This window comes from Leisingera sp. M527 (genome assembly GCF_025141525.1).
Lineage (GTDB): Bacteria > Pseudomonadota > Alphaproteobacteria > Rhodobacterales > Rhodobacteraceae > Leisingera.
On the sequence record NZ_CP081037.1, the window covers coordinates 2,680,090 to 2,706,117 of the forward strand.

General features: G+C 62.5%; 25 protein-coding genes and 3 tRNA genes. 17 read left to right on the forward strand and 11 right to left on the reverse strand.

What is annotated here, in order from left to right; all coding sequences use genetic code 11:
- Positions 1 to 6: 6 nt before the first annotated feature.
- From K3555_RS13360 to K3555_RS13380, 5 genes are all read right to left on the reverse strand, one after another.
- On the reverse strand, positions 7 to 1,791 hold the full coding sequence (locus K3555_RS13360) for a penicillin-binding protein 2 (RefSeq protein WP_260005606.1): 1,785 nt from the start codon (positions 1,789 to 1,791) through the stop codon (positions 7 to 9).
- On the reverse strand, positions 1,788 to 2,138 hold the full coding sequence (locus tag K3555_RS13365; RefSeq protein ID WP_259985891.1) for a cell division protein FtsL: 351 nt from the start codon (positions 2,136 to 2,138) through the stop codon (positions 1,788 to 1,790). Before K3555_RS13365 ends, K3555_RS13360 begins: the two co-directional genes overlap by 4 nt.
- Positions 2,135 to 3,127 carry a 16S rRNA (cytosine(1402)-N(4))-methyltransferase RsmH gene (gene rsmH / locus K3555_RS13370; protein WP_260005612.1) on the reverse strand — a complete coding sequence of 331 codons (993 nt, stop codon included), beginning with the start codon at positions 3,125 to 3,127 and terminating at the stop codon, positions 2,135 to 2,137. The genes K3555_RS13365 and rsmH overlap by 4 nt, the downstream gene beginning before the upstream one ends.
- A gap of 3 nt (positions 3,128 to 3,130) precedes the next feature.
- Entirely contained in the window at positions 3,131 to 3,634 is a 504-nt protein-coding gene (gene mraZ, locus K3555_RS13375) for a division/cell wall cluster transcriptional repressor MraZ (RefSeq protein ID WP_259994092.1), read from the reverse strand.
- Positions 3,635 to 4,473: 839 nt separating this feature from the next.
- Positions 4,474 to 5,538 carry an Mrp/NBP35 family ATP-binding protein gene (locus K3555_RS13380; RefSeq protein ID WP_260005614.1) on the reverse strand — a complete coding sequence of 355 codons (1,065 nt, stop codon included), beginning with the start codon at positions 5,536 to 5,538 and terminating at the stop codon, positions 4,474 to 4,476.
- A gap of 362 nt (positions 5,539 to 5,900) precedes the next feature.
- Between K3555_RS13380 and K3555_RS13385 the strand changes: the two genes are divergently transcribed.
- Complete coding sequence (locus tag K3555_RS13385) at positions 5,901 to 6,110, forward strand: DUF1127 domain-containing protein (RefSeq protein ID WP_129371489.1); 210 nt, start codon at positions 5,901 to 5,903, stop codon at positions 6,108 to 6,110.
- Between the two features lie 6 nt (positions 6,111 to 6,116).
- Here the strand turns inward: K3555_RS13385 and K3555_RS13390 are convergent, their stop codons facing one another.
- Both K3555_RS13390 and K3555_RS13395 read right to left on the reverse strand, forming a co-directional pair.
- Positions 6,117 to 6,314, reverse strand: a complete 198-nt coding sequence (locus K3555_RS13390; RefSeq protein ID WP_259994096.1) for a hypothetical protein — start codon at positions 6,312 to 6,314, stop codon at positions 6,117 to 6,119.
- 187 nt (positions 6,315 to 6,501) lie between these two features.
- Entirely contained in the window at positions 6,502 to 8,883 is a 2,382-nt protein-coding gene (locus tag K3555_RS13395) for an ATP-dependent helicase (protein ID WP_260005616.1), read from the reverse strand.
- Positions 8,884 to 9,109: 226 nt separating this feature from the next.
- Here K3555_RS13395 and K3555_RS13400 point away from each other — a divergent pair, with 226 nt between their 5' ends.
- The 3 genes from K3555_RS13400 to K3555_RS13410 all read left to right on the forward strand — a co-directional run bounded on the left by K3555_RS13400 (position 9,110) and on the right by K3555_RS13410 (position 15,909).
- Positions 9,110 to 10,903 (forward strand): diguanylate cyclase, encoded by a 1,794-nt coding sequence (locus K3555_RS13400; protein ID WP_260005620.1) that lies wholly within the window; start codon positions 9,110 to 9,112, stop codon positions 10,901 to 10,903.
- A 78-nt stretch (positions 10,904 to 10,981) separates the two neighbouring features.
- Positions 10,982 to 12,142 carry an alpha-hydroxy acid oxidase gene (locus tag K3555_RS13405; RefSeq protein ID WP_260005621.1) on the forward strand — a complete coding sequence of 387 codons (1,161 nt, stop codon included), beginning with the start codon at positions 10,982 to 10,984 and terminating at the stop codon, positions 12,140 to 12,142.
- Positions 12,143 to 12,465: 323 nt separating this feature from the next.
- On the forward strand, positions 12,466 to 15,909 hold the full coding sequence (locus K3555_RS13410) for a pyruvate carboxylase (RefSeq protein ID WP_260005622.1): 3,444 nt from the start codon (positions 12,466 to 12,468) through the stop codon (positions 15,907 to 15,909).
- Positions 15,910 to 16,114: 205 nt separating this feature from the next.
- Here K3555_RS13410 and K3555_RS13415 read toward each other — a convergent pair whose 3' ends face one another.
- Complete coding sequence (locus K3555_RS13415) at positions 16,115 to 16,300, reverse strand: hypothetical protein (RefSeq protein WP_259994103.1); 186 nt, start codon at positions 16,298 to 16,300, stop codon at positions 16,115 to 16,117.
- A 157-nt stretch (positions 16,301 to 16,457) separates the two neighbouring features.
- Between K3555_RS13415 and K3555_RS13420 the strand changes: the two genes are divergently transcribed.
- The 7 genes from K3555_RS13420 (at position 16,458) to K3555_RS13450 (ending at position 20,949) form a co-directional block, all read left to right on the forward strand.
- A tRNA-Gly gene (locus K3555_RS13420) sits at positions 16,458 to 16,532 on the forward strand.
- Between the two features lie 142 nt (positions 16,533 to 16,674).
- Positions 16,675 to 17,634, forward strand: coding sequence for a DNA cytosine methyltransferase (locus K3555_RS13425; RefSeq protein WP_260005623.1), 960 nt, complete (start codon positions 16,675 to 16,677; stop codon positions 17,632 to 17,634).
- A 114-nt stretch (positions 17,635 to 17,748) separates the two neighbouring features.
- The gene (locus tag K3555_RS13430; protein ID WP_259994107.1) at positions 17,749 to 18,651 is read left to right on the forward strand and encodes a NaeI family type II restriction endonuclease; all 903 of its coding nucleotides are present in this window, start codon (positions 17,749 to 17,751) and stop codon (positions 18,649 to 18,651) included.
- The gene (locus tag K3555_RS13435; protein WP_260005624.1) at positions 18,636 to 19,049 is read left to right on the forward strand and encodes a very short patch repair endonuclease; all 414 of its coding nucleotides are present in this window, start codon (positions 18,636 to 18,638) and stop codon (positions 19,047 to 19,049) included. The genes K3555_RS13430 and K3555_RS13435 overlap by 16 nt, the downstream gene beginning before the upstream one ends.
- Before the next feature lie 90 nt (positions 19,050 to 19,139).
- Positions 19,140 to 19,214, forward strand: a tRNA-Gly gene (locus K3555_RS13440).
- A gap of 144 nt (positions 19,215 to 19,358) precedes the next feature.
- Positions 19,359 to 19,433 (forward strand) — tRNA-Gly (locus tag K3555_RS13445).
- A 163-nt stretch (positions 19,434 to 19,596) separates the two neighbouring features.
- Positions 19,597 to 20,949 carry an aminotransferase gene (locus tag K3555_RS13450; RefSeq protein ID WP_260005626.1) on the forward strand — a complete coding sequence of 451 codons (1,353 nt, stop codon included), beginning with the start codon at positions 19,597 to 19,599 and terminating at the stop codon, positions 20,947 to 20,949.
- A 40-nt stretch (positions 20,950 to 20,989) separates the two neighbouring features.
- Here K3555_RS13450 and K3555_RS13455 read toward each other — a convergent pair whose 3' ends face one another.
- The gene (locus tag K3555_RS13455; protein ID WP_259985946.1) at positions 20,990 to 21,229 is read right to left on the reverse strand and encodes an Lrp/AsnC family transcriptional regulator; all 240 of its coding nucleotides are present in this window, start codon (positions 21,227 to 21,229) and stop codon (positions 20,990 to 20,992) included.
- A gap of 191 nt (positions 21,230 to 21,420) precedes the next feature.
- Here K3555_RS13455 and hisB point away from each other — a divergent pair, with 191 nt between their 5' ends.
- Together hisB and hisH are read left to right on the forward strand one after the other, a co-directional pair.
- The gene (gene hisB, locus K3555_RS13460; RefSeq protein ID WP_260005628.1) at positions 21,421 to 22,008 is read left to right on the forward strand and encodes an imidazoleglycerol-phosphate dehydratase HisB; all 588 of its coding nucleotides are present in this window, start codon (positions 21,421 to 21,423) and stop codon (positions 22,006 to 22,008) included.
- A 1-nt stretch (position 22,009) separates the two neighbouring features.
- Positions 22,010 to 22,648: an imidazole glycerol phosphate synthase subunit HisH gene (hisH, locus tag K3555_RS13465; protein WP_259994113.1), complete on the forward strand. Its 639-nt coding sequence runs from the start codon at positions 22,010 to 22,012 to the stop codon at positions 22,646 to 22,648.
- Between the two features lie 67 nt (positions 22,649 to 22,715).
- On the opposite strand, the gene K3555_RS13470 is transcribed toward hisH, so the two are convergent.
- Positions 22,716 to 23,447, reverse strand: coding sequence for an AraC family transcriptional regulator (locus K3555_RS13470; RefSeq protein ID WP_260005630.1), 732 nt, complete (start codon positions 23,445 to 23,447; stop codon positions 22,716 to 22,718).
- 103 nt (positions 23,448 to 23,550) lie between these two features.
- Between K3555_RS13470 and K3555_RS13475 the strand changes: the two genes are divergently transcribed.
- Positions 23,551 to 24,087, forward strand: a complete 537-nt coding sequence (locus K3555_RS13475) for a peroxiredoxin-like family protein (RefSeq protein WP_260005631.1) — start codon at positions 23,551 to 23,553, stop codon at positions 24,085 to 24,087.
- Positions 24,088 to 24,187: 100 nt separating this feature from the next.
- Positions 24,188 to 24,439, forward strand: a complete 252-nt coding sequence (locus tag K3555_RS13480) for a WGR domain-containing protein (RefSeq protein ID WP_259985955.1) — start codon at positions 24,188 to 24,190, stop codon at positions 24,437 to 24,439.
- Between the two features lie 18 nt (positions 24,440 to 24,457).
- Here K3555_RS13480 and K3555_RS13485 read toward each other — a convergent pair whose 3' ends face one another.
- Positions 24,458 to 24,844 (reverse strand): DUF2147 domain-containing protein, encoded by a 387-nt coding sequence (locus tag K3555_RS13485; protein WP_260005633.1) that lies wholly within the window; start codon positions 24,842 to 24,844, stop codon positions 24,458 to 24,460.
- A gap of 135 nt (positions 24,845 to 24,979) precedes the next feature.
- On the opposite strand from K3555_RS13485, the gene hisA reads away from it, so the two are divergent.
- Positions 24,980 to 25,702: a 1-(5-phosphoribosyl)-5-[(5-phosphoribosylamino)methylideneamino]imidazole-4-carboxamide isomerase gene (gene hisA, locus K3555_RS13490; protein WP_260005634.1), complete on the forward strand. Its 723-nt coding sequence runs from the start codon at positions 24,980 to 24,982 to the stop codon at positions 25,700 to 25,702.
- 25 nt (positions 25,703 to 25,727) lie between these two features.
- Positions 25,728 to 26,018 (forward strand): hypothetical protein, encoded by a 291-nt coding sequence (locus tag K3555_RS13495; RefSeq protein ID WP_259985961.1) that lies wholly within the window; start codon positions 25,728 to 25,730, stop codon positions 26,016 to 26,018.
- Positions 26,019 to 26,028 lie beyond the last annotated feature (10 nt).

The window sequence follows — 26,028 nt, forward strand, 5'->3', positions numbered from 1 at the left end:
CCTGGTTCAGTTCGAGGTGAGGGTTATACCAGTCACCTCTGCGGGTTCAACTTGCGGACGCAAGCCCAACAGCGGCGCGACCCGCCCGATCATCTCAGCCGCCACCGGGGTGGCGGTCCAGCCTGCGGTGCGGCGCTCCTCGCCATGGGCAATGATGGAGGGTTCGTCCAGCGTCACGATTAGCACGTATTTCGGGTCATGTGCCGGGAAAATAGAGGCAAAAGTGGCAATCACCTTATCCTCGTAATAGCCGCCCTGCGGCTTGGGCTTATCAGCCGTGCCGGTCTTGCCGCCCACCTGATAGCCCTCGACCTCGGCAAAGGACGCGGTGCCTTCGCTGACCACCTTGCGCAACATCTTGCGCGCGGCGGCGGCGGTGCTTTCGCTCAGCACCCGTTCACCCAACTGCGGTGCCGCCTGTTTCAGAATCGTCGGCGCCACATAACGCCCGCCATTGGCAATCGCCGCATAACCCGCCGCCAGATGCATCGGCGTGGTGGAAATGCCGTGGCCGTAGGAAATCGTCATCGCCGACAGTTCGGACCAGTTGGCGGGCAGCAGCGGCTTGCCGCCCTTGGCTTCGGAAATCTCAAACGGGGTCGGCTCCAGCATGCCCAGCGTATCAAGGAAGCTTTTCTGCCGCTCCACTCCGATTTGCTGCGCCAGCCGCGCGGTGCCGATGTTGGAGGATTTGACGATGATCTTGGTCACCGACATCTCGTTGCCATAGTTGCGGAAATCACGGATCGCAAAGCGGCCCCAGCGCAACGGGCCGCGGGTGTCGATCACGGTGTCAGCGCCAACCAGTCCCAGCTCCATCGCTTGCGCTGCAGTGAATATCTTGAAGGTGGACCCAAGCTCGTACACCCCCTGCACCGCGCGGTTGAACAGCGGGCTGACCGAGGGGTCAAAACCGGAGGCCGGCGGGCGCGGCCGGTCGTTGGGATCAAAATCCGGGAAGGACACAACCGAGATCACCTCGCCCGTGTGGGCATCCATCAGGATCGAGGTAGCGCCCTTGGCGTTCATCAGCTTCATGCCGCCATACAGCACCTGCTCGGCTGCGGCCTGCACGGTGAGGTCCAGCGACAATTGCAGCGGCTTGCCCGCATTGGCCGGGTTGCGCAGGTAGGTGTCGAACTGGCGTTCAACACCCGCAACACCGATCACCTCGGCGGCGTTCACGCCCTCCTTGCCGAAACCGGCACCGCCCAGCACATGGGCAGCCAGGCTGCCATTGGGGTAGAGGCGCATCTCGCGCGGGCCGAACATCAGGCCGGGATCGCCGATGTCATGCACTGCCTGAAGCTGCTCAGGGCTGATTTTCTTCTTTACCCACAGGAACTTGCGCTTGCCCGTAAAATCCCGGATCAAACGGTCGAGTTCAAGGTCCGGGAAGATCTGTACCAACTGCTCTGCCGCGCCGATGGGATCAATCATCTGCGGCGGCTGGGCATACAGCGAATGGGTCTCAAAATTGGTCGCCAGCAGGCTGCCGTTGCGGTCAACAATGTCGGCCCGCTGCGCGGCGATGACGCTGCCGGCAACGCTGGCGACGGGCTCGGACGGCTCCGACACCGCCGTCATGCCCATGCGCGCCGTGATAGCGCCAAAGGCACAGACAAAGAACAGCCCCAGCACCAACAGCCGCCCCTCGGCGCGCTGACGGGACTGCACCTGCATTTCCTGATGCCGCAGGCTGATGTTTTCCTCTTCGATCACATCCGGGTTTTCGCCGGTCGCGCGGGCATGAAGAACCCGCGCCAGCGGGCGGAGCGGGGTGCGAATCATGGCTGGCTCCTCCGGTTCAGGCCCGACACCTCAACTCCTTCGGTGATCACCAGCTCTTCGGGTTCGGGATATGACACCTCATCCACCCGGCCGAACTGATCCGGGCGCAGCGGCAACAGGCCCAGGCTGTCGAAATTGATATCCGCCAGCTCGCGCAGCCGCTGCGGGCGGTTGAGGTAAGCCCATTCAGCGCGCAAGACGCTAAGCCGCACCTGCGCCGCGCCGATCTGGCCCTGCAGCGCACGGGTATCCTTCAGCACCTGCTGGGTGGCGTAGTTTTCGCGGTAGGCCCAGAAGGCCAGGCCAAAGACGGCCAGGCAGGTTGCGGCATACAGCAGGGTCTTCATTTGCGCGCCTCTTTCAGCTGCGGCATTCCAAGGTCTTTGGCCGAGATCGGTCCGGGATCAGCCGCCGTGCGGCGTCCGACCCGCAGGCGGGCAGAGCGGGAACGCGGGTTTTCAGCCAGTTCCTGATCGTCGGGGCCGACGGCCTTGCGGGTGACCAGTTCGAACTGGTTAGGCGTGTCTTCCTGCTCCGGCGCATAACGGTTGGCGCGGCCGGTTTTGCCCGCGCGGTGCTGAAAGAAGCGTTTGACCATCCGGTCCTCGACCGAGTGGAAGGTGACCACAGCCAGCAATCCGCCGGGTTTCAGCGCGCGCTCTGCGGCCAGCATCCCCTCGAACAGCTCGTCATATTCAGCGTTCACCGCGATGCGCAGGCCCTGAAAGCTGCGGGTCGCCGGGTGCGACTGGTTGGGCTTGGGGCGCGGCAGGCAGGATTCAATGATCTTCGCAAGGCGCAGAGTGCTGGTGATCGGTTCAATCGTGCGTTCGCGGACAATCGCCTTGGCGATGCGGCGGCTGGCGCGTTCTTCGCCGTAGTGGAACAGGATGTCAGCGATCTGCGCCTCATCCAGCTCGGCGATCAGATCGGCAGCTGAAGGCCCCGACTGCGACATCCGCATGTCGAGCGGCCCATCCCGCATAAAGGAGAAACCGCGTTCGGCCAGGTCCAGCTGCATCGAGGAGACGCCAAGGTCCAGCACCACGCCATCAAGGTCTTGCGCGTATTCATCCATGCGGGAGAACACACCCTGCTGCAGGATCAGGCGGTCACCGTAATCCGCGGCCCAAGGTTTGGCCATTTCAAACGCCAGCGGGTCGCGGTCGACGCCGGTGACTTCGTCCGCGCCGGCCTCAAGCAGCCCGCGGGTATAGCCGCCTGCACCGAAGGTGCCATCCAGCCAACGGCCTGTGACCGGGGCCACGGCCTGCAACAGCGGGCGCAGAAGGACGGGGATGTGGGGACCATTGGCAGCGTTTTGGTCCTGGGTCATAAGTCAAACGCCTCCGGCGCCATCTAGGAATTCCAGGGGATCGAAATCCTCGGGCAAGTCTTCCATCAGTTTCTCGGCTTCCGCCATTTCGACCTCTTCATAGGTCCCGGGGTTCCAGATCTGGAAGGTATCGCCGGACGCAATAAAGAAAGCCTCGCCATCCAGGCCGATCTTCTGGCGCAGCTTGGCAGGCAGCACAAGGCGGCCGGTCTCATCCACGTTGGTCGGCAAGGATTGGCCGTTGAACATGCGCTCCAGGATCTTGCGTGGTTTGGAGCCGCGCGGCAGGGCGGCGATCTTGGCGTCCACCTCGTCGATGGCTTCCATTGTATAGCATTCCAGGAACGGGCGGCGGTGATCGCCGTAAACGATGACCAGTTCGGGGCTGTCGCCGGATTTCCAGTTCGGATCGGCGGCCTCCAGCACACGGCGGAAAGAGGCCGGAATTGACACCCGCCCCTTGCTGTCCACCTTGTGGTGGCTTTCGCCTCTGAACCTGCGGCCCAACTTACCGTTCCTTTTCCGCGCGTCCCTCGCGTAAATCCGATCCCCAGAATGAAAAGGGGCGGGTTGATCTGCTGCCACTGATCAACCCGCCGCCTTGGCCCGCTATGCGGGATGTCCGACTGCGCACGCCACCTGGGGGGATGTCTGCTCGCTCGCGCGCCGGATCTCTTGGTTCGATGAAAGCGAAGGCCTGTATGAAACCTGCTCTTTTAGTTTGGTTTGGGGTCGTTTGGCGCCCCGTCCCTCGTCTCATTCGATGTAATAGGGATACTATGGGAAATGATGGTCCTGCAACTGTTTTCTGCGGGAAATCATCGAACGACTGCCAACAGCAACAGAGATTCGCAAGAGATTCGTGGTGATATTGAGGTAAAATCGCGAACTTGTTGTGCATCACTCAATCGCAAACACCAAATATAGGGGCGAGTTGCACCTGCAATTTTTTTCCCATAGTTTCCCGCGATTCGACATGAAGACTCACTTCAGCTGCGAATATTCCCCTTACGTTCGCACCTCTCCACAAAGGAAGCGGCGGAATACTCCGGCATCAACGCCTCAAAACCGCGTGATTCGCATCCTCAAGAGAAGCGCGGGGCAATTCGGGCCATGGTTTCCCATGGCGCCCATGAATTCCCGCAAGTCCCGTGAATTCCCAAGCGCCCCATGCAATCCCGCCGGCCCCATACGTCCCATGCAGGGCCAGCTGTCCCACAGGTTCCCGTACCGGGCGGGAAACCCCATCCGCACCCAAAACAAGGCGAGCAAACAGCAAAAGGCCCGCCAATCAGGCGGGCCATCCGGGACAGTATATATAGAGAGTGCGGGGAACCCGCCGGGAGTCAGGCCATGCCGCCGCCGATCAGACCTTCGGCAATCCGCGCATAGGCCTGCGCCATTGGCCCCTCGCCCGCCGCGATGGGCGTGCCGCTGTCGCCGGCCAGCCGGGTTTCAAGGTCAATCGGCAGCGCACCCAGAAGCGGCAGGCCAAGCGCCTCAGCCTCAGCCGCGACACCGCCATGGCCAAAGATGTGATGCTCGCCGCCGCAATCGGGGCAGGTGAAAAATGACATATTCTCGATCAGGCCCAGCACAGGGGTTTTCAACGTCTTGAACATATCCATTGCCTTGCGTGCATCCAGCAGTGCCACATCCTGCGGAGTGGAAACCACGATGGCACCGGTCAGCTCTGTCTTGGTGCAAAGCGTCAGCTGCACGTCGCCGGTGCCGGGCGGCAGATCGACGATCAGCACGTCCAGCTCGCCCCAGTTCACCTGCCCCAGCATCTGCTGCAGCGCGCCCATCAGCATCGGGCCGCGCCAGACCACGGCCTTGCCCTCCTCCAGCATAAAGCCGATCGACATCAGCGTGACGCCATGGGCGTGCAGCGGTTCGATGATCTTGCCGTCAGGGCTGGCGGGGCGGCCCTTGGCGCCCATCATCCGGGGCTGGGAGGGACCGTAAATGTCAGCGTCCAGCAGCCCGACCTTGCGGCCCTGCCTGGCCAGCGCCACGGCAAGGTTTGACGACACGGTGGATTTCCCCACCCCGCCCTTGCCGGACCCAACCGCCAGAATGCGCTGGACGCCTGCGGGTTTCAGCGGCCCGGCCTGCGGTTTCGGATGGCCGCCGACCTTGAGGCTGGGCGCGGGCTGCTGCGCGGCATGGGCAGTGAGCGCGGCGGAGACGGTTTCAACCCCGTCCAGCGACAGCACCGCAGCCTCGGCGGCCTTGCGCAAAGGCTCCATCAGTTTGGCGATCTCGGGGCTGGGTGCCTCGATCACAAAGCTCACCTTGCTGCCGTCGATGCGCAGGGCGCGCAGCATGTCGCGCGACACCAGCGTGCCGCCGTCCGGCAAGGCCAGCCGCTCCAGTATTTCGCGAATCTGATCCTGAGTGACCGCCATGACTGCTCTCCTGCGTGTTGTCCGGCCCTATATATGTGTACGCCATACGCCTTGGAACCCGTGTTGCGTGATTGCCGCGGCCCCGGCTGCGGGGCCAAGGGCTGCATCCGTCAACAGACCGTGCCGCCAGCCATGCGCGGATTGCAGCCCCGCGCCCGAGAATTATACAGCTGCGCAACGGCACGCTGAAATTAGTGATCCCTTACAAAGGCATACCCTAGGTCACCCATGCAAATGCTGCATAGCAGCATTGCCGACGCACGGGATTGCGACTCCGCACAAGATCCCTAAATTACCCCTCAAGCGGCGCCGGGATGGTGCCGGACGGATACGACGATACGGTCAGACGAAGGAACAGAACGATGGCAGCAGCACAACAGATCTCCGCGGTGAACATTGCATCCCCGGTTGGCTTCCTGGATGCGCTGATGGTGAAATTTGTTCGCTACCGGCTGTACCGCAAGACCGTCAATGAGCTGTCCGCGCTGACGGCCCGCGATCTGGCGGATCTGGGTCTGAACCGGTCCGAGATCCAGCGCGTTGCCTATCAGGCCGCTTACGAGAACAACTAATAGAGATCAGGTCTTTTCTCCTCCTCCCTTGAAGGGCCTGGCTTTGGCGGCGGCATCCTCCTCCTCCCTGATGCCGCCGCACCTTATACCGGTTAACAGCCGGGTTTGAATCACCGGGATCTCCTCCTCCCTGAATTCCGGTGTTTGACAGAACGGCGGCACCCCTCCTCCTCCCTGGGTGCCGCCGTTTCTTGTTTTCCGCATAGCAAAACCGCCCCCCTCCGAAGACAGACAGCTGCAGCCAGGCGCTTACGGCCTAGCCGTTTCGCGCAAACCTCAAAGGATGGGGTGGCGCAGGCACGGCGGGCAGCTTTGCTGCCCGCCGTGCCTGCGCCCGGATCGGATCGCTGCGCGATCCGATCTGCCGGTCAAACCGGCGTAATGGGAGCCGTCAGAACGGCACGTCGTCGGTAGCGGAAACAAACCGGGCAACAACTTTCTTGGTGCCGGCCTTCTCAAAGTCCACTTCCAGCTTGTCGCCCTCGATACCGGTGATGGCGCCATAGCCGAACTTTTGATGGAACACACGTTCGCCCAGAGTGAAGCTGGACGTCGCAGTGAGGTCGATCACCTGATGCTTGCTTTCCTTGGGCTGCGACATCCCGCGCTCGCCTGCCCGCGCTTGCATCCGCTTCCAGCCGGGGGAGTTGTAGCCATCGGCCTGGGCCATTTTCTCTTCGATGGTGGAGCGCACCTGCCCGCCGCCCATGGACCCGCCCATAGTACCACCCGGTGCTGCCGCACCATAGCCGCCGCCATAAAGACCCGGCGGGGTCAGCACCTCAACATGTTCTTCGGGCAGCTCGTCAATGAAGCGCGAGGGCAGCTGCGATTGCCATTGACCGAACACCCGGCGGTTGCCGGCAAAGGAGATGGTGCAGATCTGCTCGGCCCGTGTGATGCCGACATAGGCCAGCCTGCGTTCTTCCTCGAGCCCCTTCTGGCCGCTTTCATCCATCGAGCGCTGCGAGGGGAACAGGCCATCCTCCCAGCCCGGCAAGAACACGGCGGGGAACTCCAGGCCCTTGGCGGCGTGCAGGGTCATGATCGACACCTTTTCGTCGGCATCCTGCTTATCATTGTCCATCACCAGGCTGACGTGTTCGAGGAAGCCCTGCAGGTTCTCGAAGTTCTCCAGCGCCTTCACCAGTTCCTTGAGGTTTTCCAGACGGCCGGGCGAATCCGGGTTCTTGTCGTTCTGCCACATGGCGGTGTAGCCCGACTCATCCAGGATGATTTCAGCCAGCTCCATATGGGTGATGCCGGCGTCGCCGGCCATCCGGCCCCAGCGGATGATGCCCTCGACCAGCTGGCGCAGGGCGCCGCCGCCTTTGCCCTTGATATGACCGCCTTCAACCGCCAGCCGCGCCCCCTCAACCAAGGACACACCGTTTTCACGGGCAAGCCCCTGAATGGTCTGCTGCGCCTTGTCGCCCAGGCCGCGTTTCGGCGTATTGACGATGCGTTCAAACGCGAGGTCGTCGTCGGGGGAAACCACGACGCGGAAATAAGCCATCGCATCGCGGATTTCGAGCCGCTCGTAAAAGCGCGGGCCGCCGATGACGCGGTATGGCAGGCCGATGGTCAGAAACCGGTCCTCGAACGCGCGCATCTGGTGCGAGGCGCGCACCAGAATGGCCATGCTGTTGAGGCCAATGGGCGACTGGCCGCGGGTGCCGCGCTGCTGCGCCTCGATCTCTTCACCGATCCAACGGGCTTCTTCCTCGCCATCCCAATGGCCGATCAGGCGGAGCTTTTCGCCGTCGCCGGCAGCCGTCCACAGCTCTTTGCCCAGGCGGCCCTGATTGCCGCGGATCACGTTTGAAGCGGCGGCCAGGATATGCCCGGTGGAGCGGTAGTTCTGTTCCAGCCGCACCACCATGGCGCCGGGGAAATCCTTTTCAAACCGCAGGATGTTGCCGACCTCAGCGCCGCGCCAGCCATAGATCGACTGGTCATCGTCACCAACGCAGCAGACGTTCTTGTGCCTGCCCGCCAGCAGCCGCAGCCACAGGTACTGGGCGACGTTGGTATCCTGGTATTCGTCCACCATGATGTAGCGGAACCAGCGCTGGTACTGCTCCAGCACGTCCGGGTGGTTCTGGAAGATCGTCACCATGTGCAGCAGCAGATCACCGAAATCGACCGCGTTCAGCTCGCGCAGGCGGGTCTGGTACTGGGCGTAAAATTCGGTGCCGCGGTTGTTATAGGCGCTGGCATCGCCGGCCGGCACTTTGTCCGGTGTCAGCGCCCGGTTTTTCCAGTCGTCGATGATATTTGCCAGCATCCGCGCGGGCCAGCGCTTGTCGTCGATGCCTTCCGCCTTGATCAGCTGTTTCAAAAGCCGGATCTGGTCGTCGGTATCCAGAATAGTGAAATTCGACTTCAGGCCCGCCAGTTCGGCATGGCGGCGCAGCAGTTTAACGCAGACCGAATGGAAGGTGCCAAGCCAGGGCATGCCTTCGACCGCCTGACCCAGCATACCGCTCACCCGTTCCTTCATCTCGCGCGCGGCCTTGTTGGTGAAAGTCACCGACAGGATTTCGTTCGGGCGCACCCGGCCGGTGCTGAGAAGATGCACAATCCGCGTCGTCAGCGCCTTGGTTTTGCCGGTGCCGGCCCCCGCCAGCATCAGCACGGGGCCATCCAGGCACTCCACCGCCTCGCGCTGCGCCGGGTTAAGGCTGTCCAGATAGGGCATCGGCCGCGCCTGCATGGCACGGGCCGACAATGATGCGCCCTCAAAGGCGTCCATTTCGTCAAAACTGCTCATGCGGGTGATCCTAGCCTGATTCAGCCGCGGCGGAAAGAGGACGTTCACACTCTGTTCACGGGTGAATTACCGCCCCGGCCAGACCCGCCGTCAAGCCCCGCCCAAGGATGCCGCCGCAGAAAAATTCTTTAACGCTTATGTCAGGTTAACGGTACCGCAATCAATCCCGCCTACCCTCGCAGAGGCGCACAGCCGCATAAATACAAACTACTTTTGGCACCGGAATATGAAAAATAAATTGAGATCCAGCCTTGCTGAAAAGATCCGCAGCATGTCGCTGATCCTTGTCCTGATCGCGGCGGCGGCGGCTTCGGCATGGGCCGTAATTGCAGTGCCCGCCCCCATCGTGGACCGGATGATCGAAAACGATTTACGCAAGCAATCAGGACATTGGCAGCGCCGGGTTGTTCTGCATATGACCAATGTCGAGGAAGCCTTTGAAAAGGGGCAGATTCTGCCTGGCGATGCCCGCAACCTTTCATTGCTTCCCGAGGAGACCGATGTGTTCCGGTTCCGGCTGCTGACCAGCGAGGGGGAGATTTTCTGGTCCACCCGCAGCGATGAAATCGGCGAGTATGAGTCCAATGCCTTTTTCAGCACCCAGGTGGCCCGCGGCGAGGTCTATTACATGCATGACCCGCTGCCCGCGTATGAGGTCGACGGGTTTCCGCTGCAGTCCAGCGGTTTTGACAGCAGCATCACGCGGGAAGTTGCACAGATTTATGTGCCTTTGATGCACAATGGCCATTTTGATGGCGCCATCGACTTTTACACCGACATCACCGACCTGCGGCAGACCTTCATCCGCCGCGCACAGCTGTCGCTGATCGTGCTGACCTCGGTTGCACTGCTGGCGATGACCATTGCGGTCTATGTGGTGTTCAAGACCAACCGGGTCAGCATGAACCAGCTGCGCCAGCGCAATGAAACCGAGCGCAGCATTCTGGATGAGCAGCTGCGGCTGGCGCGCGAGGTGCAGCTGCTGGGAGAGCTGAACGAATGGCTGCAATCCAGCCGCTCCCTGGATGAGCTGTTTGATATGGTCGCCCGCTTTATGACCCATATCCTGCCGACAGCTGAGGGCAGTGTTTATGTCTACTCCAACTCGCGCGACGTGCTGGACGGCTGCGCCAGCTGGAACGGCGGCAGCCACAGGGAGCACATCCACCCCGAGGAATGCTGGGGCCTGCGCCGGGGCCGGACCTATGAATTCGGCTCCTCGGAGATTGATTTCGTCTGCGAGCATGCCGAGCCGCACGATGGCCGCAGCTATTACTGCTTCCCGATCCTGGCCCATGGCGAAACTGTCGGCCTGATGCATCTGCAGGCAATCAAGGACGAGTGCCCGGAGTTCATCAGCAGCAAGAAAATGGCCCAGATGTGCGCCGAGCAGATCTCGATGGCGATTGCCAATGTGCGGATGCGCGACCAGCTGCACGACCAGTCGGTGCGCGATCCGCTCACCGGGCTGTTCAACCGCCGCCATATGACGGAGACCTTGCGCAAAAGCATCAACGCCAGCCAAAGCAGCGGAAAGCGGCTGAGCATTGTGTCGATCGACGTGGATCACTTCAAGAAATTCAACGACAACCATGGCCATGACGCCGGCGATATGGTGCTGCGCGCGGTGGGGTCGGTGCTGGAGCAGGCCTGCGACGGCGACGAGGTGGCCTGCCGCCCCGGCGGCGAAGAATTCACCCTGATCCTGCCCGGCCTGAGCCAGGAAGACGTGATGACCAAGGCCGAGCTGCTGCGCCAAGGCGTGGAGGACGTGGTGGTGCGCTATGGCGAAAAGGCGCTGCCGCGGATCACCATATCGCTGGGAGTGGCGCATTATCCGGCCCATGGCACCATGCCGCAGGACCTGCTGCGGGCCTCGGATGACGCGCTGTATGACGCCAAGGCAAAGGGGCGCAATCAGGTCTGTGTTGCCGCAAGCGCAGCGCCGGCGCCCCGCAATCCGTCCGCCCAGCCAGAAACCGGCAGCACACAGGACAAGGATAAGGACGCGGCAGCATAGGCACTGCCCTGCCCCGGCAGCGCCTATGCTGCCGGGCTTTTACTTGCGGAATCCGCGGCGGCACGTACCAATGCCCGCATGGACCTGCATCAGCGATACCCCGGCCTTGAAGACCTGAAGCGCCGCGCCAAGCGGCGGCTGCCCCGGTTTGTCTGGGACTACCTGGACAGCGGCACCGGGGCTGAGGCGGCGCGGGCCCGGAACCGGACAGGCCTGGACCGGGTGGGATTTATGCCCTCGGTGCTGCATGGGCCGATGGAGCCGGACCTTTCCACCCCGTTTCTGGGCAGCGCCTATGCGCTGCCTTTCGGGATTGCTCCGGTGGGCATGTCCGGCCTGATCTGGCCTGACGCCGAGGGCATCCTGGCCCGCAGCGCCGCTGCCGCCGGTATTCCCTATTGCCTTTCCACTGTTGCCAGCCAATCGCCCGAGGATCTGGCGCCGCATCTGGCCGGGGACGGCTGGTTCCAGCTGTACCCGCCCAAGGACGAGGCGATCCGCAGCGATCTGCTGGCGCGGGCGCGGGATGCCGGGTTCAAGACCCTGGTTCTGACGGTGGATGTGCCCGCCGCCTCGCGCCGCGAACGGCAGACCCGCTCCGGCCTGACCCAGCCGCCGAAACTGACACCGCGCCTGATGGCGCAGATCGCGCGGCGCCCGGCCTGGGCGCTGGGAATGGCGCGCAGGCGTCTTGAAGGGCGGGGCATGCCGCGGATGCGCACGCTGGACAAATACATCTCCGCGCCGCAGGCCAACCTGCCGCCCACCGCCCATATCGGCTACTTGCTGCGCACCTCGCCGGATTGGGATTATGTGCATTGGCTGCGCCGCAACTGGGACGGGCCCTTTGTCATCAAGGGGGTGCTGCGCGCCGAAGATGCTGTGCGGCTGCAGGAGGCAGGCGCCGATGCGGTCTGGATTTCCAACCACGGCGGCCGCCAGTTCGACGGCTGCCCTGCTGCCATTGATCTGCTGCCGGAAATCCGCGCCGCGGTGGAGCTGCCATTGATCTTTGACAGCGGTATCGAAGGCGGGCTGGATATCCTGCGGGCGCTGGCGCTGGGGGCGGATTTTATCATGCTGGGCCGCGCCTTCCATTATGCGCTGGCCGCGCTTGGCGCCGTCGGCCCGGCCCATCTGATTGATATGCTGGCCAAGGACATGCAGGCAAATATGAGCCAGCTTGGCCTGCCCGGTCTTGGTGAAATCCGCAACCTGCAGCAGCGTGAACTGGACTGATTGCACGCAGATTTGGCGCAATTCGGGCAAAATCCGGGGAATTGCGCCGAAATGACGCAGTTTCCGCTCCCTTCATCCGCTGCGGTGCAGAAAAATAGTTACAAAATCATGCTGCAAGTGCGGAATTCCGGCAGAATCTGCAACTGTTAGCGCCATGCCCCCAAACCCCCGTTTGGCCCGTGCGGTCGGCAAGCAGCAGACAAGGAATGACAAAACAGGCCGCTTGAGAGCGCAATCATGCCGGAAATACCCAGAACTACGGTTGTGCGGATTGATAGTATCCGCCTAACACTGCACCAACTTGCACGGACCCCGAGGGTGAAATGACCGACTTCAAAAAGATCCTGATTGCCAACCGTGGTGAGATCGCCATCCGCGTGATGCGCGCCGCCAACGAAATGGGCAAACGCACCGTCGCCGTCTATGCCGAGGAAGACAAGCTCGGCCTGCACCGGTTCAAGGCGGATGAAGCCTACCGGATCGGCGAGGGCATGGGCCCGGTTGCGGCCTATCTGTCGATTGACGAAATCATCCGTGTCGCCAAGGAATGCGGCGCCGATGCGATCCACCCCGGATACGGCCTGCTGTCCGAGAACCCGGATTTCGTCGACGCCTGTGCGCGCAACGGCATCACCTTCATCGGCCCCAAGGCCGAAACCATGCGCGCGCTGGGTGACAAGGCCAGTGCCCGCCGTGTCGCGGTTGAGGCCGGCGTGCCGGTCATTCCTGCCACCGAGGTGCTGGGCAACGACATGGACGCGATCCGCAAGGAAGCGGCTGAGGTCGGATATCCCTTGATGCTGAAAGCCTCCTGGGGCGGCGGCGGCCGCGGCATGCGGCCGATCCACAGCGAGGATGAGCTGGAAGAGAAAGTGCTGGAAGGCCGCCGCGAGGCGGAAGCCGCATTCGGCAACGGCGAGGGTTATCTGGAAAAGATGATCATTCGCGCCCGCCACGTCGAGGTGCAGATCCTGGGCGACAAACATGGTGAGATCTATCACCTGTTTGAACGCGACTGTTCGGTGCAGCGCCGCAACCAGAAAGTGGTTGAGCGCGCCCCTGCCCCCTATCTGACCGATGAGCAACGCACCGAGATCTGCGATCTGGGCCGCAAGATCTGCCAGCATGTGAATTATGAATGCGCCGGCACCGTCGAATTCCTGATGGATATGAATGACGGCAAGTTCTATTTCATCGAGGTGAACCCGCGGGTGCAGGTGGAACACACCGTCACCGAGGAAGTCACCGGCATCGACATCGTGCAGGCGCAGATCCTGATCGCCGAAGGCAAAACCCTGGCCGAGGCCACCGGCAAAGCCAGCCAGGATGATATCCGCCTGAACGGCCACGCGCTGCAGACCCGGGTGACCACCGAGGATCCGCTGAACAACTTCATCCCCGACTATGGCCGCATCACCGCCTACCGGTCGGCAACCGGCATGGGCATCCGTCTGGATGGCGGCACCGCCTATGCGGGCGGCGTGATCACCCGCTATTATGACTCACTCTTGACCAAGGTCACCGCCTCGGCGCAGACACCGGAAAAAGCGATTGCCCGCATGGACCGCGCGCTGCGCGAATTCCGGGTCCGCGGTGTTTCCACCAATATCGCCTTTGTCGAGAACCTGCTGAAGCACCCGACCTTCCTCGACAACACCTATACCACCAAGTTCATCGACGAGACGCCGGAGCTGTTTCAGTTCAAGCGCCGCCGCGACCGCGGCACCAAGGTGCTGACGTATATTGCCGACATCTCGGTGAACGGCCACCCGGAGACCGAAGGCCGCGCCGCCCCCGCTGCCGACCTGAAAGAGCCGCGCGCACCGCATGCGGAGCCGGGCAACCAGCCCTATGGCACCCGCAACCTGCTGGAGCAGAAAGGCGCCCAGGCCGTTGCCGACTGGATGAAGGCACAGCGCCAGCTGCTGCTGACCGACACCACCATGCGCGACGGGCATCAGTCGCTGCTGGCAACCCGGATGCGCTCGATCGATATGATCAAGGTGGCGCCGGCCTATGCGCAGAACCTCAGCCAGCTGTTCTCGGTTGAATGCTGGGGCGGTGCGACGTTTGATGTGGCCTACCGCTTCCTCCAGGAATGCCCCTGGCAGCGCCTGCGCGACCTGCGCGAGCGGATGCCGAACGTGATGACCCAGATGCTGCTGCGCGCCTCCAACGGCGTCGGCTACACCAACTATCCGGACAATGTGGTGCAGGAATTCGTGCGCCAGGCTGCAAAGACCGGCGTCGATGTGTTCCGCGTCTTCGACAGCTTGAACTGGGTTGAAAACATGCGCGTCGCCATGGATGCAGTGGTCGAGAGCGGCAAGGTCTGCGAAGGCACCATCTGCTATACCGGCGATATCCTGGACCCGAACCGCGCCAAATACGACCTGAAGTATTATGTCGGCATGGCCAAGGAACTGGAAGCCGCAGGCGCCCATGTTCTGGGCCTGAAAGACATGGCAGGCCTGTTGAAACCCGCCGCGGCCCGCCAGCTGGTGAAGGCGCTGAAGGAAGAGGTCGGCCTGCCGGTCCACTTCCACACCCATGACACCTCGGGCATTGCCGGCGCCACCATTCTGGCTGCTGCCGATGCGGGAGTTGATGCAGTGGACGCGGCCATGGACGCGTTTTCCGGCGGCACCTCGCAGCCCTGCCTCGGTTCCATCGTCGAAGGCCTGCGCAACACCGACCGCGATACCGGGCTGGACATCGCCAAGATCCGCGAAATCTCGGGTTACTGGGAGCAGGTGCGGGCGCAGTATGCGGCCTTTGAAAGCGGCCTCGCGGCGCCGGCCTCGGAAGTGTACCTGCACGAGATGCCGGGTGGCCAGTTCACCAACCTGAAGGCACAGGCGCGTTCCTTGGGTCTGGAGGAAAAATGGGCTGATGTGGCGCAGACCTATGCTGACGTGAACCAGATGTTCGGCGACATCGTGAAGGTGACGCCCTCCTCCAAGGTGGTTGGCGACATGGCGCTGATGATGGTCAGCCAGGGCCTGACCCGCGATGAGGTTGAAGACCCGGAGACAGACGTGGCCTTCCCCGACTCGGTCGTGGACATGATGCGCGGCAACCTGGGCCAGCCTCCGGGCGGCTTCCCTGCGGGCATCGTCTCCAAGGTGCTGAAAGGCGACGCGCCCAATGTCGAGCGCCCCGGCGCACATCTGGACGCGGTCGATCTGGAGGCGGTCCGCGCCGAGCTGTCGAAGGAGCTGGAAGGCTTCACCGTCGATGACGAGGATCTGAACGGCTACCTGATGTATCCCAAGGTGTTCCTGGACTACATGGGCCGCCACCGCCAGTACGGTCCGGTGCGCAGCCTGCCGACCCGCACGTTCTTTTATGGCATGGAGCCAGGCGAGGAGATCACCGCCGAGATCGATCCGGGCAAGACCTTGGAGATCCGCTTGCAGGCGATTTCCGAAACCGACGTGAAGGGCGAAGTGAAGGTCTTCTTTGAACTGAACGGCCAGCCCCGGGTGATCCGGGTGCCGAACCGTCTGGTCAAAGCCTCGACCGAACAGCGCGCCAAGGCCGAAGTTGGCAATGCAAACCACGTCGGCGCGCCAATGCCGGGGGTTGTCGCATCGGTCGCGGTGCAGGTCGGCCAGCAGGTCCACGAGGGCGACATGCTGCTGACGATTGAGGCGATGAAGATGGAAACCGGCATCCACGCCGAACGCGACGCGGTGGTCAAGGCCGTGCACGTCCAGGCCGGCACCCAGATCGACGCCAAGGACCTTCTGGTCGAGCTGGAGTAAACTTCTCAGCTGGCACAAGAAACAAGGGGCGCCCTTTCGGTTGGAGGGGCGCCCTTTTTCTATTGCGCGGCCAATGCGGAATTCCGCGGAAATTCCGGCCAGCTTTCCAGCCCGGAAAACCGGGGCGGTCCGCAACTGGGATCGCCCGAAAATCCTCGCAGGATTTTTGGCCGTTTCCCGCGCCGGGAAACGGTTTGCCTCAATGTCAGGCGTTGAATGCTTCAGGGTCCGGCAAGGTTACGGTTTCAACCTGCACTGGCTTTATCCCATCAATCTGGCCGGCCCAGCTGTCCGCTTGCGGTGTGCTGTGGTGCTGCACGCCGTGCGCAAGCAAACCCAAGGCAATTGCCGCACCCAGGCCAGTGATCCGCAGGCAGTCCTTCCAAAGCATGATCCAATCCCTCCTGAAAAGTTCCGCTTGTTTGTGAGTGAAACGCACAGCCTGGCCGCTTCCGTCGCGGCGGGTGCAGATTTTTTTCATCCGCCGCGGGTTTTCCTCTTGCAGCGCGGACGGCGACGCCCTAAATCACCGCTCACCGGATGGCAGCGCGGGCGTAGCTCAGGGGTAGAGCATAACCTTGCCAAGGTTAGGGTCGGGCGTTCGAATCGCCTCGCCCGCTCCATCGGGAAACGAACAGGCCGTCCTTCGGGGCGGCCTTTCGCTTTTGGCGATTTGCGCGTACCCTGCCCCAAGCAGAAACCCTTGTGCGGAATCACCTTTGCGCATAGGAACAGAGCAAGAACACGAACACACAGGCAGGCAGAATGCTGACATCGGTAGAACTATGCGCAGGCGCGGGCGGCCAGGCCTTGGGGCTGGAGGCAGCGGGCTTTGATCACACGGCGCTGGTTGAGATCGACAAGCATTGCTGCGCCACCCTGCGCCACAACCGCCCCGCCTGGAATGTGCTGGAAGAGGACGTGCGCAAATTCAAGGATGTGGCGGGCGACTATAAAGGCATCGACCTGCTGGCTGGCGGTCTGCCCTGCCCGCCGTTTTCAGTTGCGGGCAAGCAGCTGGGCGAAAAGGACGAGCGCAACCTGTTTGACGACGCGATCGAGATTGTCGATGCCACCCGCCCCCGCGCGGTGATGATCGAAAATGTGCGCGGATTTCTGGATGCGGTGTTCCATGACTACCGCGAAAAGCTGAAGAAGCAGCTGTCGAAACTGGGGTATGTGACCGACTGGCGGCTGCTGAATGCCTCGGACTACGGCGTGCCGCAGCTGCGGCCGCGGGTGGCGATTGTTGCCTTGCGCAAAGAGTTTTCAAGCCAGTTCAACTGGCCTGAGCCGCTGCCGCACAACCCGCCGACCGTGGGTGCGACCCTTGTCGACCTGATGAAGGAACGCGGCTGGCGCGGCGCCGAGGATTGGGCCGCCAAAGCGGATGAGATTGCCCCCACCATTGTCGGCGGCTCCAAGAAACACGGCGGGCCGGATCTGGGTCCGACACGCGCGCGGCGCGCCTGGGCTGCCTTGGGGGTTGAGGGGCGCACCATCGCCTATGAGGCGCCGGACCCGTTCCACAACGACATGCCGCGCCTCACAGTGCGGATGGTGGCGCGTATTCAGGGTTTCCCGGACGCGTGGCATTTCACTGGCGCCAAAACCAATGCCTACCGCCAGGTCGGCAACGCCTTTCCGCCGCCGGTGGCCGAAGCTGTTGCGCGGGAGCTGAGGGCGGCCATTGCCAAGCCGAAACTGCATGCTGTGCGGGCCTAAAGCCCTCCCGTCATTCCAGAGCCATGGGCAGCGCCCGGCCCTGGGCGGGTGCGAAGCGCCTTCCCGTGGGGAGGGTCGGGCGCTGCTCGGCCTATCGTCCGGGCGGAACGCGAAATGAAACAGAAGCTTCCCGGCAGTCTTGTTCTTCCCGGCCATCCGGATTTCGCTGTCCTTTGCGAATTGGCGGAGGAGATTACCACCCGCGCCGGCGGCCCTTTGGCGCTGGAACACGACGTGCCGCAGATGCTGCGCCAGTGCATTGACGATGTGATCATGACGCCCAAGACCGGGCGGCGCGCCTATGAAGAGCTGGAGAAGACCGAGAAGACCTATATCGGCACAAGGGTCGAGATCGAGCTGCGGGCGCTGCTGCGCTTGCGCAAGGGGCGGCTGGATACCGAGATCCTGGGCCGGGATGTCGATATCAAACACACCATGGGAAGCAATTGGATGATCCCGACCGAGGCGCTGGATTGCGCCTGCCTGCTGGTCGCGGCGGATGAGGTGCGGGCGCGCTGCTATCTGGGGCTGATCATCGCCCGGCGTGAATACCTGACAGCTGGTCAGAACAAAGACGCCAAGCGCAGCATTTCGGCGGAAGGCTTCCGCCATATCCTGTGGCTGCTGAAGGATCAGCCTTACCCCGCCAATTTCTGGCGCACCGCCGATGAAGCCGCGGTAGACAGGATCTTTACGGGCGCCACCGGCAATGAACGGATGGCGCAGCTGTTCCGGCTGATCCAAGGGCGCCCGATTCCGCGCGACGTGGTGGAGGCGGTGGCGCAGCAGAAGGACTTCATGCGCCGGATCCGGGCTGATGGCGGCCACGGCACCCGCGATATTTTGGCGCGCGAGCAGATCGTGCTGCTGGAGGGTCAGAAAGATGCCCAGCTGATCAAGGCGCTGGAGCTGCCGCCCTGCCCGGCCAGTGCTTTTGTTTCCTGCCGGATTGAAAGCAGCTACCATGCCCGCATGGTGGAACAATCCAGGCATCACGTGGAATGGCCGACACCCTGACACCCGAGCGGCGCAGTGCCAATATGGCAAAGATCCGCGCCAAGCACACCAAGCCGGAGATGCTGGTGCGGCGAATGGTGCACGGGCTTGGCTTTCGCTACCGGCTGCACCGCAAGGACCTGCCCGGCAAACCCGATCTGGTGTTCGGCCCGCGCCGCAAAGTGATCTTTGTGCATGGCTGTTTCTGGCATTTGCACAGCTGCCGCGACGGGCGCATTCCCGCCAGCCGCCGCGACTATTGGGAACCCAAACTGCTGCGCAACACGCTGCGCGACGCGGAGCAACTGGCCGCGCTGCAGGCCGCGGGCTGGCAGGTGCTGACCGTCTGGGAATGCGAAACCAAGGATCAGGATGCCTTGCGAATCCGGCTCAGGGCATTTCTGGAAAATGAAGATTAACGCTTATCCACAGATACCTGCGCAACTCTTCAAATTTCCTCTTGCGGCCCGTTTGGGAACGCCCTAAACACCGGCTCATCGAATGGCAGCGCGGGCGTAGCTCAGGGGTAGAGCATAACCTTGCCAAGGTTAGGGTCGGGCGTTCGAATCGCCTCGCCCGCTCCATTCGACAGCCGAAAAGGCCGCCCTCCGGGGCGGCCTTTCGCGTTTTACAGCCCCTCGGCCTGCAGCACTTTCTTTACCGTTCCGTCATTTTCCGCTTGCAGCAACCTCGCGGATTTCCTATTCACCGCTTCACCGAATGGCAGCGCGGGCGTAGCTCAGGGGTAGAGCATAACCTTGCCAAGGTTAGGGTCGGGCGTTCGAATCGCCTCGCCCGCTCCATTTGGAACCGAACAGGCCGTCCTTCGGGGCGGCCTTTCGCTTTTCCACCATTTGCTGCTTTAATTTGATCAAATTCCTTTGACGCGACTCGTGAAACGCGCCAATTCTATCGGCAATAGGCCCCATGGGACGTTCATGGGTGTTTCGCGCAAGGAGTTTGGCCATGGCCCCTGTCATCTATCCCACCACCAATTTCACCGCGACCGAGCAGCTGTGCCTGGAGCGCGGCGAAGGTATTTATGTCTACGACACGGACGGCAACAAATATATCGAAGGGTTGGCGGGCCTTTGGTGCACTTCGCTGGGCTACAGCAACACCGAAGTGGTGGATGCGATCACCGAACAGCTGCACAAGCTGCCGTTTTCGCACACTTTTGGCGGCAAGACCCATACGCCGATCATGCAGCTGGCCGAGAAGCTGCGCGCGATGGTGCCGGTGGAGGATGCCTATATCTTCTTTGGCAACTCAGGTTCGGACGCCAATGACACCCACGTGAAGATGCTGCGCTATTACTTCAACGCCATCGGCAAGCCGGAAAAGCGCAAGATCATCACCCGCGAGCGCGGCTATCACGGGGTGACGGTTGCGGCCGGCGCGCTGACTTCGCTGCCCGCCAACCTGGCGCATTTCGATGCACCGCTGGAGGCGCTGTCGATCCTGCGCTCAGATTCGCCGCATTACTACACCGGCCGTCAGGGCAATGAGACTGAAGAACAGTTCGTTGACCGGATCATCGGCAATCTGGAACAGCAGATCCTGGCGGAAGGCCCCGACACCATCGCCGCGATGATTGTGGAGCCGATCACCGGCGCGTCGGGCGTAATCGTGCCGCCGGAAGGGTATTACGAGAAGCTGCAGGCGCTGCTGCGCAAACACGGCATCCTGGTTTGGGCGGATGAGGTGATTTGCGGCTTCGGGCGCACCGGTGCGGATTTCGGCTGTACTACGATGGGCATCAAACCCGATCTGATGACATTCGCCAAACAACTCAGCTCAGCCTACTTCCCGATCTCGGCGTCGGTCATCCCCGGCTGGATGTATGAGGCGATGATCGCGCAGACCAATGAGGTCGGCGTGTTCGGCCACGGCTACACCTACTCCGGCCACCCGGCGGCCTGTGCCGCGGCGCTGAAGACGCTGGAGATCTATGAACGCGATAACCTTTTTGAACACGCCGCCGACGTTGGCGCCTATATGCAGGCGCAGCTGCGCGAGATTTTCACCGATCATCCGCTGGTCGGCGAGGTGCGCGGCAAGGGGCTGATTGCGGCGCTGGAGCTGGTATCGAACAAAACCACAGGCGCCAGTTTTGACAAGGGCGCGGCCGGTGCCGCCGCGCAGAAGGCCTGCGAGGAAAACGGGCTGATCATCCGGGCAGTTGCGGGCAATGCGGTGGCGCTGTGCCCGCCGATCATTATCACCAAGACGGAGGTGGACGACATGCTGGCCCGGATGAAGACCGCCATCGACACGGCCTATGACCAGCTGAAGGACAAAGGGCTGATCGCCGCCTGAGCCAATAAAAAACGCCCCGGCTGCCGGGGCGTTTTCTGTTTCAGAACACCTTGTAAGTCATCGTCGTCAGCGAGCGTTCGATCCCGTCGATCTGCAGCAGCTGGTCGTTGATGTACTTACCGACATCCTCGCCCGAGGGGATGTACAGCTTCATCATGAGGTCGAAATTGCCGCTGGTGGAGTAGAGTTCGGAGTGGATTTCCCGCAGGGCAATCTCCTCGGCCACCTTGTAGGTGGTGCCGGGTTTGCAGCGGATCTGGACAAAGACGCAGGTGGACATGGGCGGCCCTTTTGAATGGTCACGGATTTGCGCCCAAGCTCGCATGCGGTGCAACCGGGCGCAATAGGCCGGGATTGCTGCAACAGGTTGGCCCCGACCACAATGCCGCACTTGAGCCAGCCGCCCTGCCCGCCCTATAAGCGCCCAGGCAGACTTAAAGTTCTTGCAGCATGACGAAGGATAAGCCGCTGATGCGTACCGCCAAAGTGACCCGCAAAACCGCAGAAACCGATATCTCGGTCGAGATCAACCTCGACGGCAGCGGGCTTTATGACAACCAGACCGGGGTCGGCTTTTTCGACCACATGCTGGACCAGCTGGCGCGCCATTCGCTGATTGACATGACCATCCGCGCCAAGGGCGATTACCACATCGACGACCACCATACGGTGGAAGACACCGGCATCGCACTGGGTCAGGCGCTGGTGCAGGCGCTGGGGGACAAGAAGGGCATCCGCCGCTACGGCGAATGCCACCTGCCGATGGATGACGCCCAGGTGCGCTGCGCGCTGGACCTGTCGGCGCGCCCGTTCCTGATCTGGAACGTGGAGCTGCCAACCCAGAAGATCGGCGCGTTCGATACCGAGCTGGTGCGCGAGTTCTTCCAGGCGCTCAGCACCCATGGCGGCATCACCCTGCACATCGACCAGCTGCACGGGTTCAACAGCCACCACATCGCCGAGGCGGCGTTCAAGGCAGTCGCCCGCGCGCTGCGGCTGGCGGTAGAGACCGACCCGCGCAAGGCGGATGCGATCCCCTCGACCAAGGGTGCGTTGTGACATGCTGACTGCCATCATTGATTACGAGTCTGGTAATCTGCACTCTGCCGAAAAGGCGTTCCAGCGCATGGCGCGGGAGATGGACGCGGGTGAGGTTGTGGTGACCTCTGATGCCGATGTGGTGGCGCGGGCGGACCGGTTGGTGCTGCCCGGCGACGGCGCCTTTCCGGCCTGCGCGGCGGAACTGCGCGGCCACAAGGGCATTTATGACGCCATGGTCGAGGCGGTGGAGCAGAAGGGCCGGCCGTTCCTGGGCATCTGCGTCGGCATGCAGCTGATGGCCACCACCGGGCATGAATACCAGGAAACGCCGGGCCTTGGCTGGGTCGGCGGCGATGTGGTGAAGATCACGCCCACGGATGCTGCCCTGAAGGTGCCGCATATGGGCTGGAACGATCTGGTGATCGATCATGCGCATCCGGTGTTTGACGGCATCACATCCGGTGACCATGTGTATTTTGTGCATTCCTATCACTTCCGCGTTGCCAATCCGGCGGAACGGCTGGCGCATGTGGATTATGCCGGCGACGTCACGGCCGTCATTGGCCGGGACACGATGGTTGGCATGCAGTTCCATCCGGAGAAAAGCCAGGCGACGGGGTTGCGGATGATCGGCAACTTCCTGACCTGGAAACCGTAAGGGGACGGCGCTGACGCGCCGTTGCCTTCGGCTTTGAGTACTTAAGCAAAGAAGAAGCCTGGAGCGTTCAGGCCGCAACGGTGCGTAGCGACACCGGAGCAACGCCGTAAGCCTTGCGGAAGGCGCGGGTAAAGCCCTCCGGACTGCTGTAGGCGTAGCGGCGCGCCACCGCCTCGACCCGGTCGCCGCGGATGAGGTCCTGATGCGCCAGGATCAGCCGCCAGCGGCGCAGATAGCCCATCGGGGTTTCTCCGACTTCTGCCGAAAACAACTCGGCAAAGCGGGACAGCGACAGGCCCGCTTCCTGCGCCAGATCGGCGTTGGCCCAAAGCCTGCCGGGGTGGTCATGCATTGCCACAATCGCCCGGCTGAGACGCGGGTCCGCAAGGCCGGCCAGCAGCCCCGGCTCCGTCGCACCTTTCTGGATCTGGTTGCGCAACAAGCGCACCATCAGCACTTCGCCCAGCCGGTTGACCACCGATTGCGCGCCGCAATGCCGGCCCTCTGCCTCGTCCCGCATCAGACGCACCAGCCCCTGTGCTTCGGCATTGCTGCCGATGCCGTAGTCCACCACCGATGGCAGGGCCGCCAGGAACGGGTTGCTGTTGCCCGACCAATCCACCCGCGCCGCCCACATGATCGTACTGGGGTCCGGAGCCGCCAGCGGACCGCGCGTGCGATAGAGGATCCGCACCGGCTGTCCCGCCGCATCTGCCAGTGCAATCAGATTGGCCTCGCCAGGCCCGGCGGCCTGCACGGCGAGCTGAAAGCGGTCCATCAAGGTGGTAAGGCGATCCATATTCCGGTGTTCCAGTCAGATTTTTCGGATTTATGAGACATTAACCTGCGCGATACACTCGATCAACCACCACTCGCACCACTACTCACGAAGGACCAATGCCATGCTGATCCCCCGCCAGAAGACCCCGGAGCTGACCCTGCCGACGCTGGACCACGGCCCGTTCGACCTGTCTGCGGAAACCTCCGAACGCGGCACCGTGATCTGCTTTTACCGCGGCCTGCATTGCCCGATCTGCGCCACTTATCTGAAGGAGTTCGAAAAGAAGGTCTCAGCCTTCGCTGAGCGCGGTGTTGATTGCATTGCCATCAGCTCGGACGGTGAGGAGCGCACCCGCGCCATGGCCGACAAGATCGAGGCTAAGGATCTGCGGTTCGGTTACGATCTGCCGCTGTCCGTGGCCAAGGACTGGGGGCTGTATATCTCCACCTCGCGCGGCAAGACCTCAATCGGGATTGAGGAGCCCGCGCTGTTCTCGGAGCCCGGCCTGTTCCTGGTGACGCCGGAACAGACGCTGTATTACGGCGCGGTGCAGACCATGCCGTTTGTGCGCCCGCATTTCGCGGAACTGGTGGCGGCGCTGGATTTTGCGATCCCCAACAACTATCCGGCGCGCGGCGAATACACTGGTGAGGTGTAACGCCTGCACCAGCCCGTAAAATCGGCTGCGTCCGGCAATGGACAAAGGGTCCGCTTCCATGCATACGGGGCGGACCTTTTTTCGCGCTTCAGGTCCCCCATTGCACATCCGTTTCGAGAAATACGACCACACCGAAGGCAAGCACCGCTATTGCCAGCTGAGCCTGACTCCGACGCTGTTCGGCGACTGGTGTGTTGAGCGTATCTCGGGACCGCTGAATGCGCCGGGCGGGGTGCAGAAGCGGACATATTTCGCCGCCCAAGGTGAGGCGATGGCGATTTTTGAACGCTTCCGGGACCGGCAGATGAAGCGCGGTTATGCGCCGATCCCGGTGCAGCTGGGGCTGCTGTAAAGACAGCCCGTCAGCGGCTTACTTGATCCGGGTCCAGCGCTGTTTTGAGCAGATCAGCCCGCCCGCCACACAGCCGCGCAGGGCAAGGCTGTCCCCGGACATGTCCATCTTGCCGATGTAGATCTTATCATTGGAGGGCCGCCAGACTTTGCCCGCATAAGAGCCATCGCCGTTCGGAACCATGTCGATCACCAGCGTCTTGCCGATATTCGGGGATTTGTACTCGCCCTCGCTGTTGAAGGTGCGGGCAATCTTGCCGCAGACGGCAGCGCCGCATTTATCCATCTGGATATACGCATAAGAGCCGTCATCCGCTTGCGTCTTCCAGACGCCCAGAACCGGGTCCGCCGCCGCAGCGCCCGCCAGCCCTATTGCAACGGCCAAGCCTGCCAATAGATGTTTCATTCCATGTCCTCCCTGTTTTTCAGGCAGCCTGTCCCTGATGCGCCGCTTCTGGCAAGGTTGACTTCGGGTCGCGTTGCAATTCAGGCCGGGCTTGTGCAAAACACCGCCAGCTTGATTTCACGAAGGACCGCCCGGATGATCCTCTACCCCGCGATTGACCTCAAAGACGGCCAGGCCGTGCGCCTGCTGCATGGCGAGATGGACAAGACCACCGTGTTCAACGACAACCCCGCCGCCCAGGCGCTGGAGTTTGTCGCGGCGGGTTGCGAGTGGCTGCATCTGGTGGACCTTAATGGCGCCTTTGCCGGTGAGCCGGTCAATGCCGCCCCGGTCGAGGAAATCCTGAAGCAGACCAAAGTGCCGGCACAGCTGGGCGGCGGCATCCGCGACATGGCCACCATCGCGCGCTGGATCGACAAGGGCCTGGCGCGGGTCATTCTGGGCACCGTTGCGGTAGAGAACCCGGAGCTGGTGCGCGAGGCGGCGCGGGAGTTCCCCGGCAAGGTTGCGGTCGGCATTGACGCCCGAAACGGCCGCGTTGCCACCAAAGGCTGGGCCGAGGAGACCGACGTGATGGTCACCGATCTGGCCAAATCGTTCGAGGACGCAGGCGTTGCCGCCATCATCTATACTGACATCCTGCGCGATGGAGCGATGAAAGGACCGAATGTCGAGGCCACCGCCGATCTGGCAAATGCGGTCAGCATTCCGGTGATTGCTTCGGGCGGCGTCTCCTCGCTGGACGACCTCAGGGCGCTGAAGTCCTGCGGTGCGCCGCTGAACGGTGCCATTTCGGGCCGCGCACTGTATGATGGGGCGATTGATCTGAAAGAGGCGCTGGCGGTTCTGAAAGCCTGACGCGTCAACAGAACCGGGAGGCCAAATGCGCCTGATCCGCCGCATCCTTGCCATTCTGGCGCTGGGACCCATTGCCTTGTGGCTGCTGTGCATTGCCTTTGTAATGCTGCTGGGGTTCGGTTTTGGCTGCGAAATCAACGAAGGGTTTGCCAACCCTTGCGTGGTGCTGGGCCGCGACCTGAGCGAGACCGCCTATTCCATGGGCATCCTTGCCGCATGGGGGCCGCTTATCTTCGGCCCGGTCTCAATGGGGGCCGGGTTTCTTTGGGCGATTGCTGTTGCGATTGACCGCCACCGGTCCCGCCCGCGCCAATAAGGCACGGGGC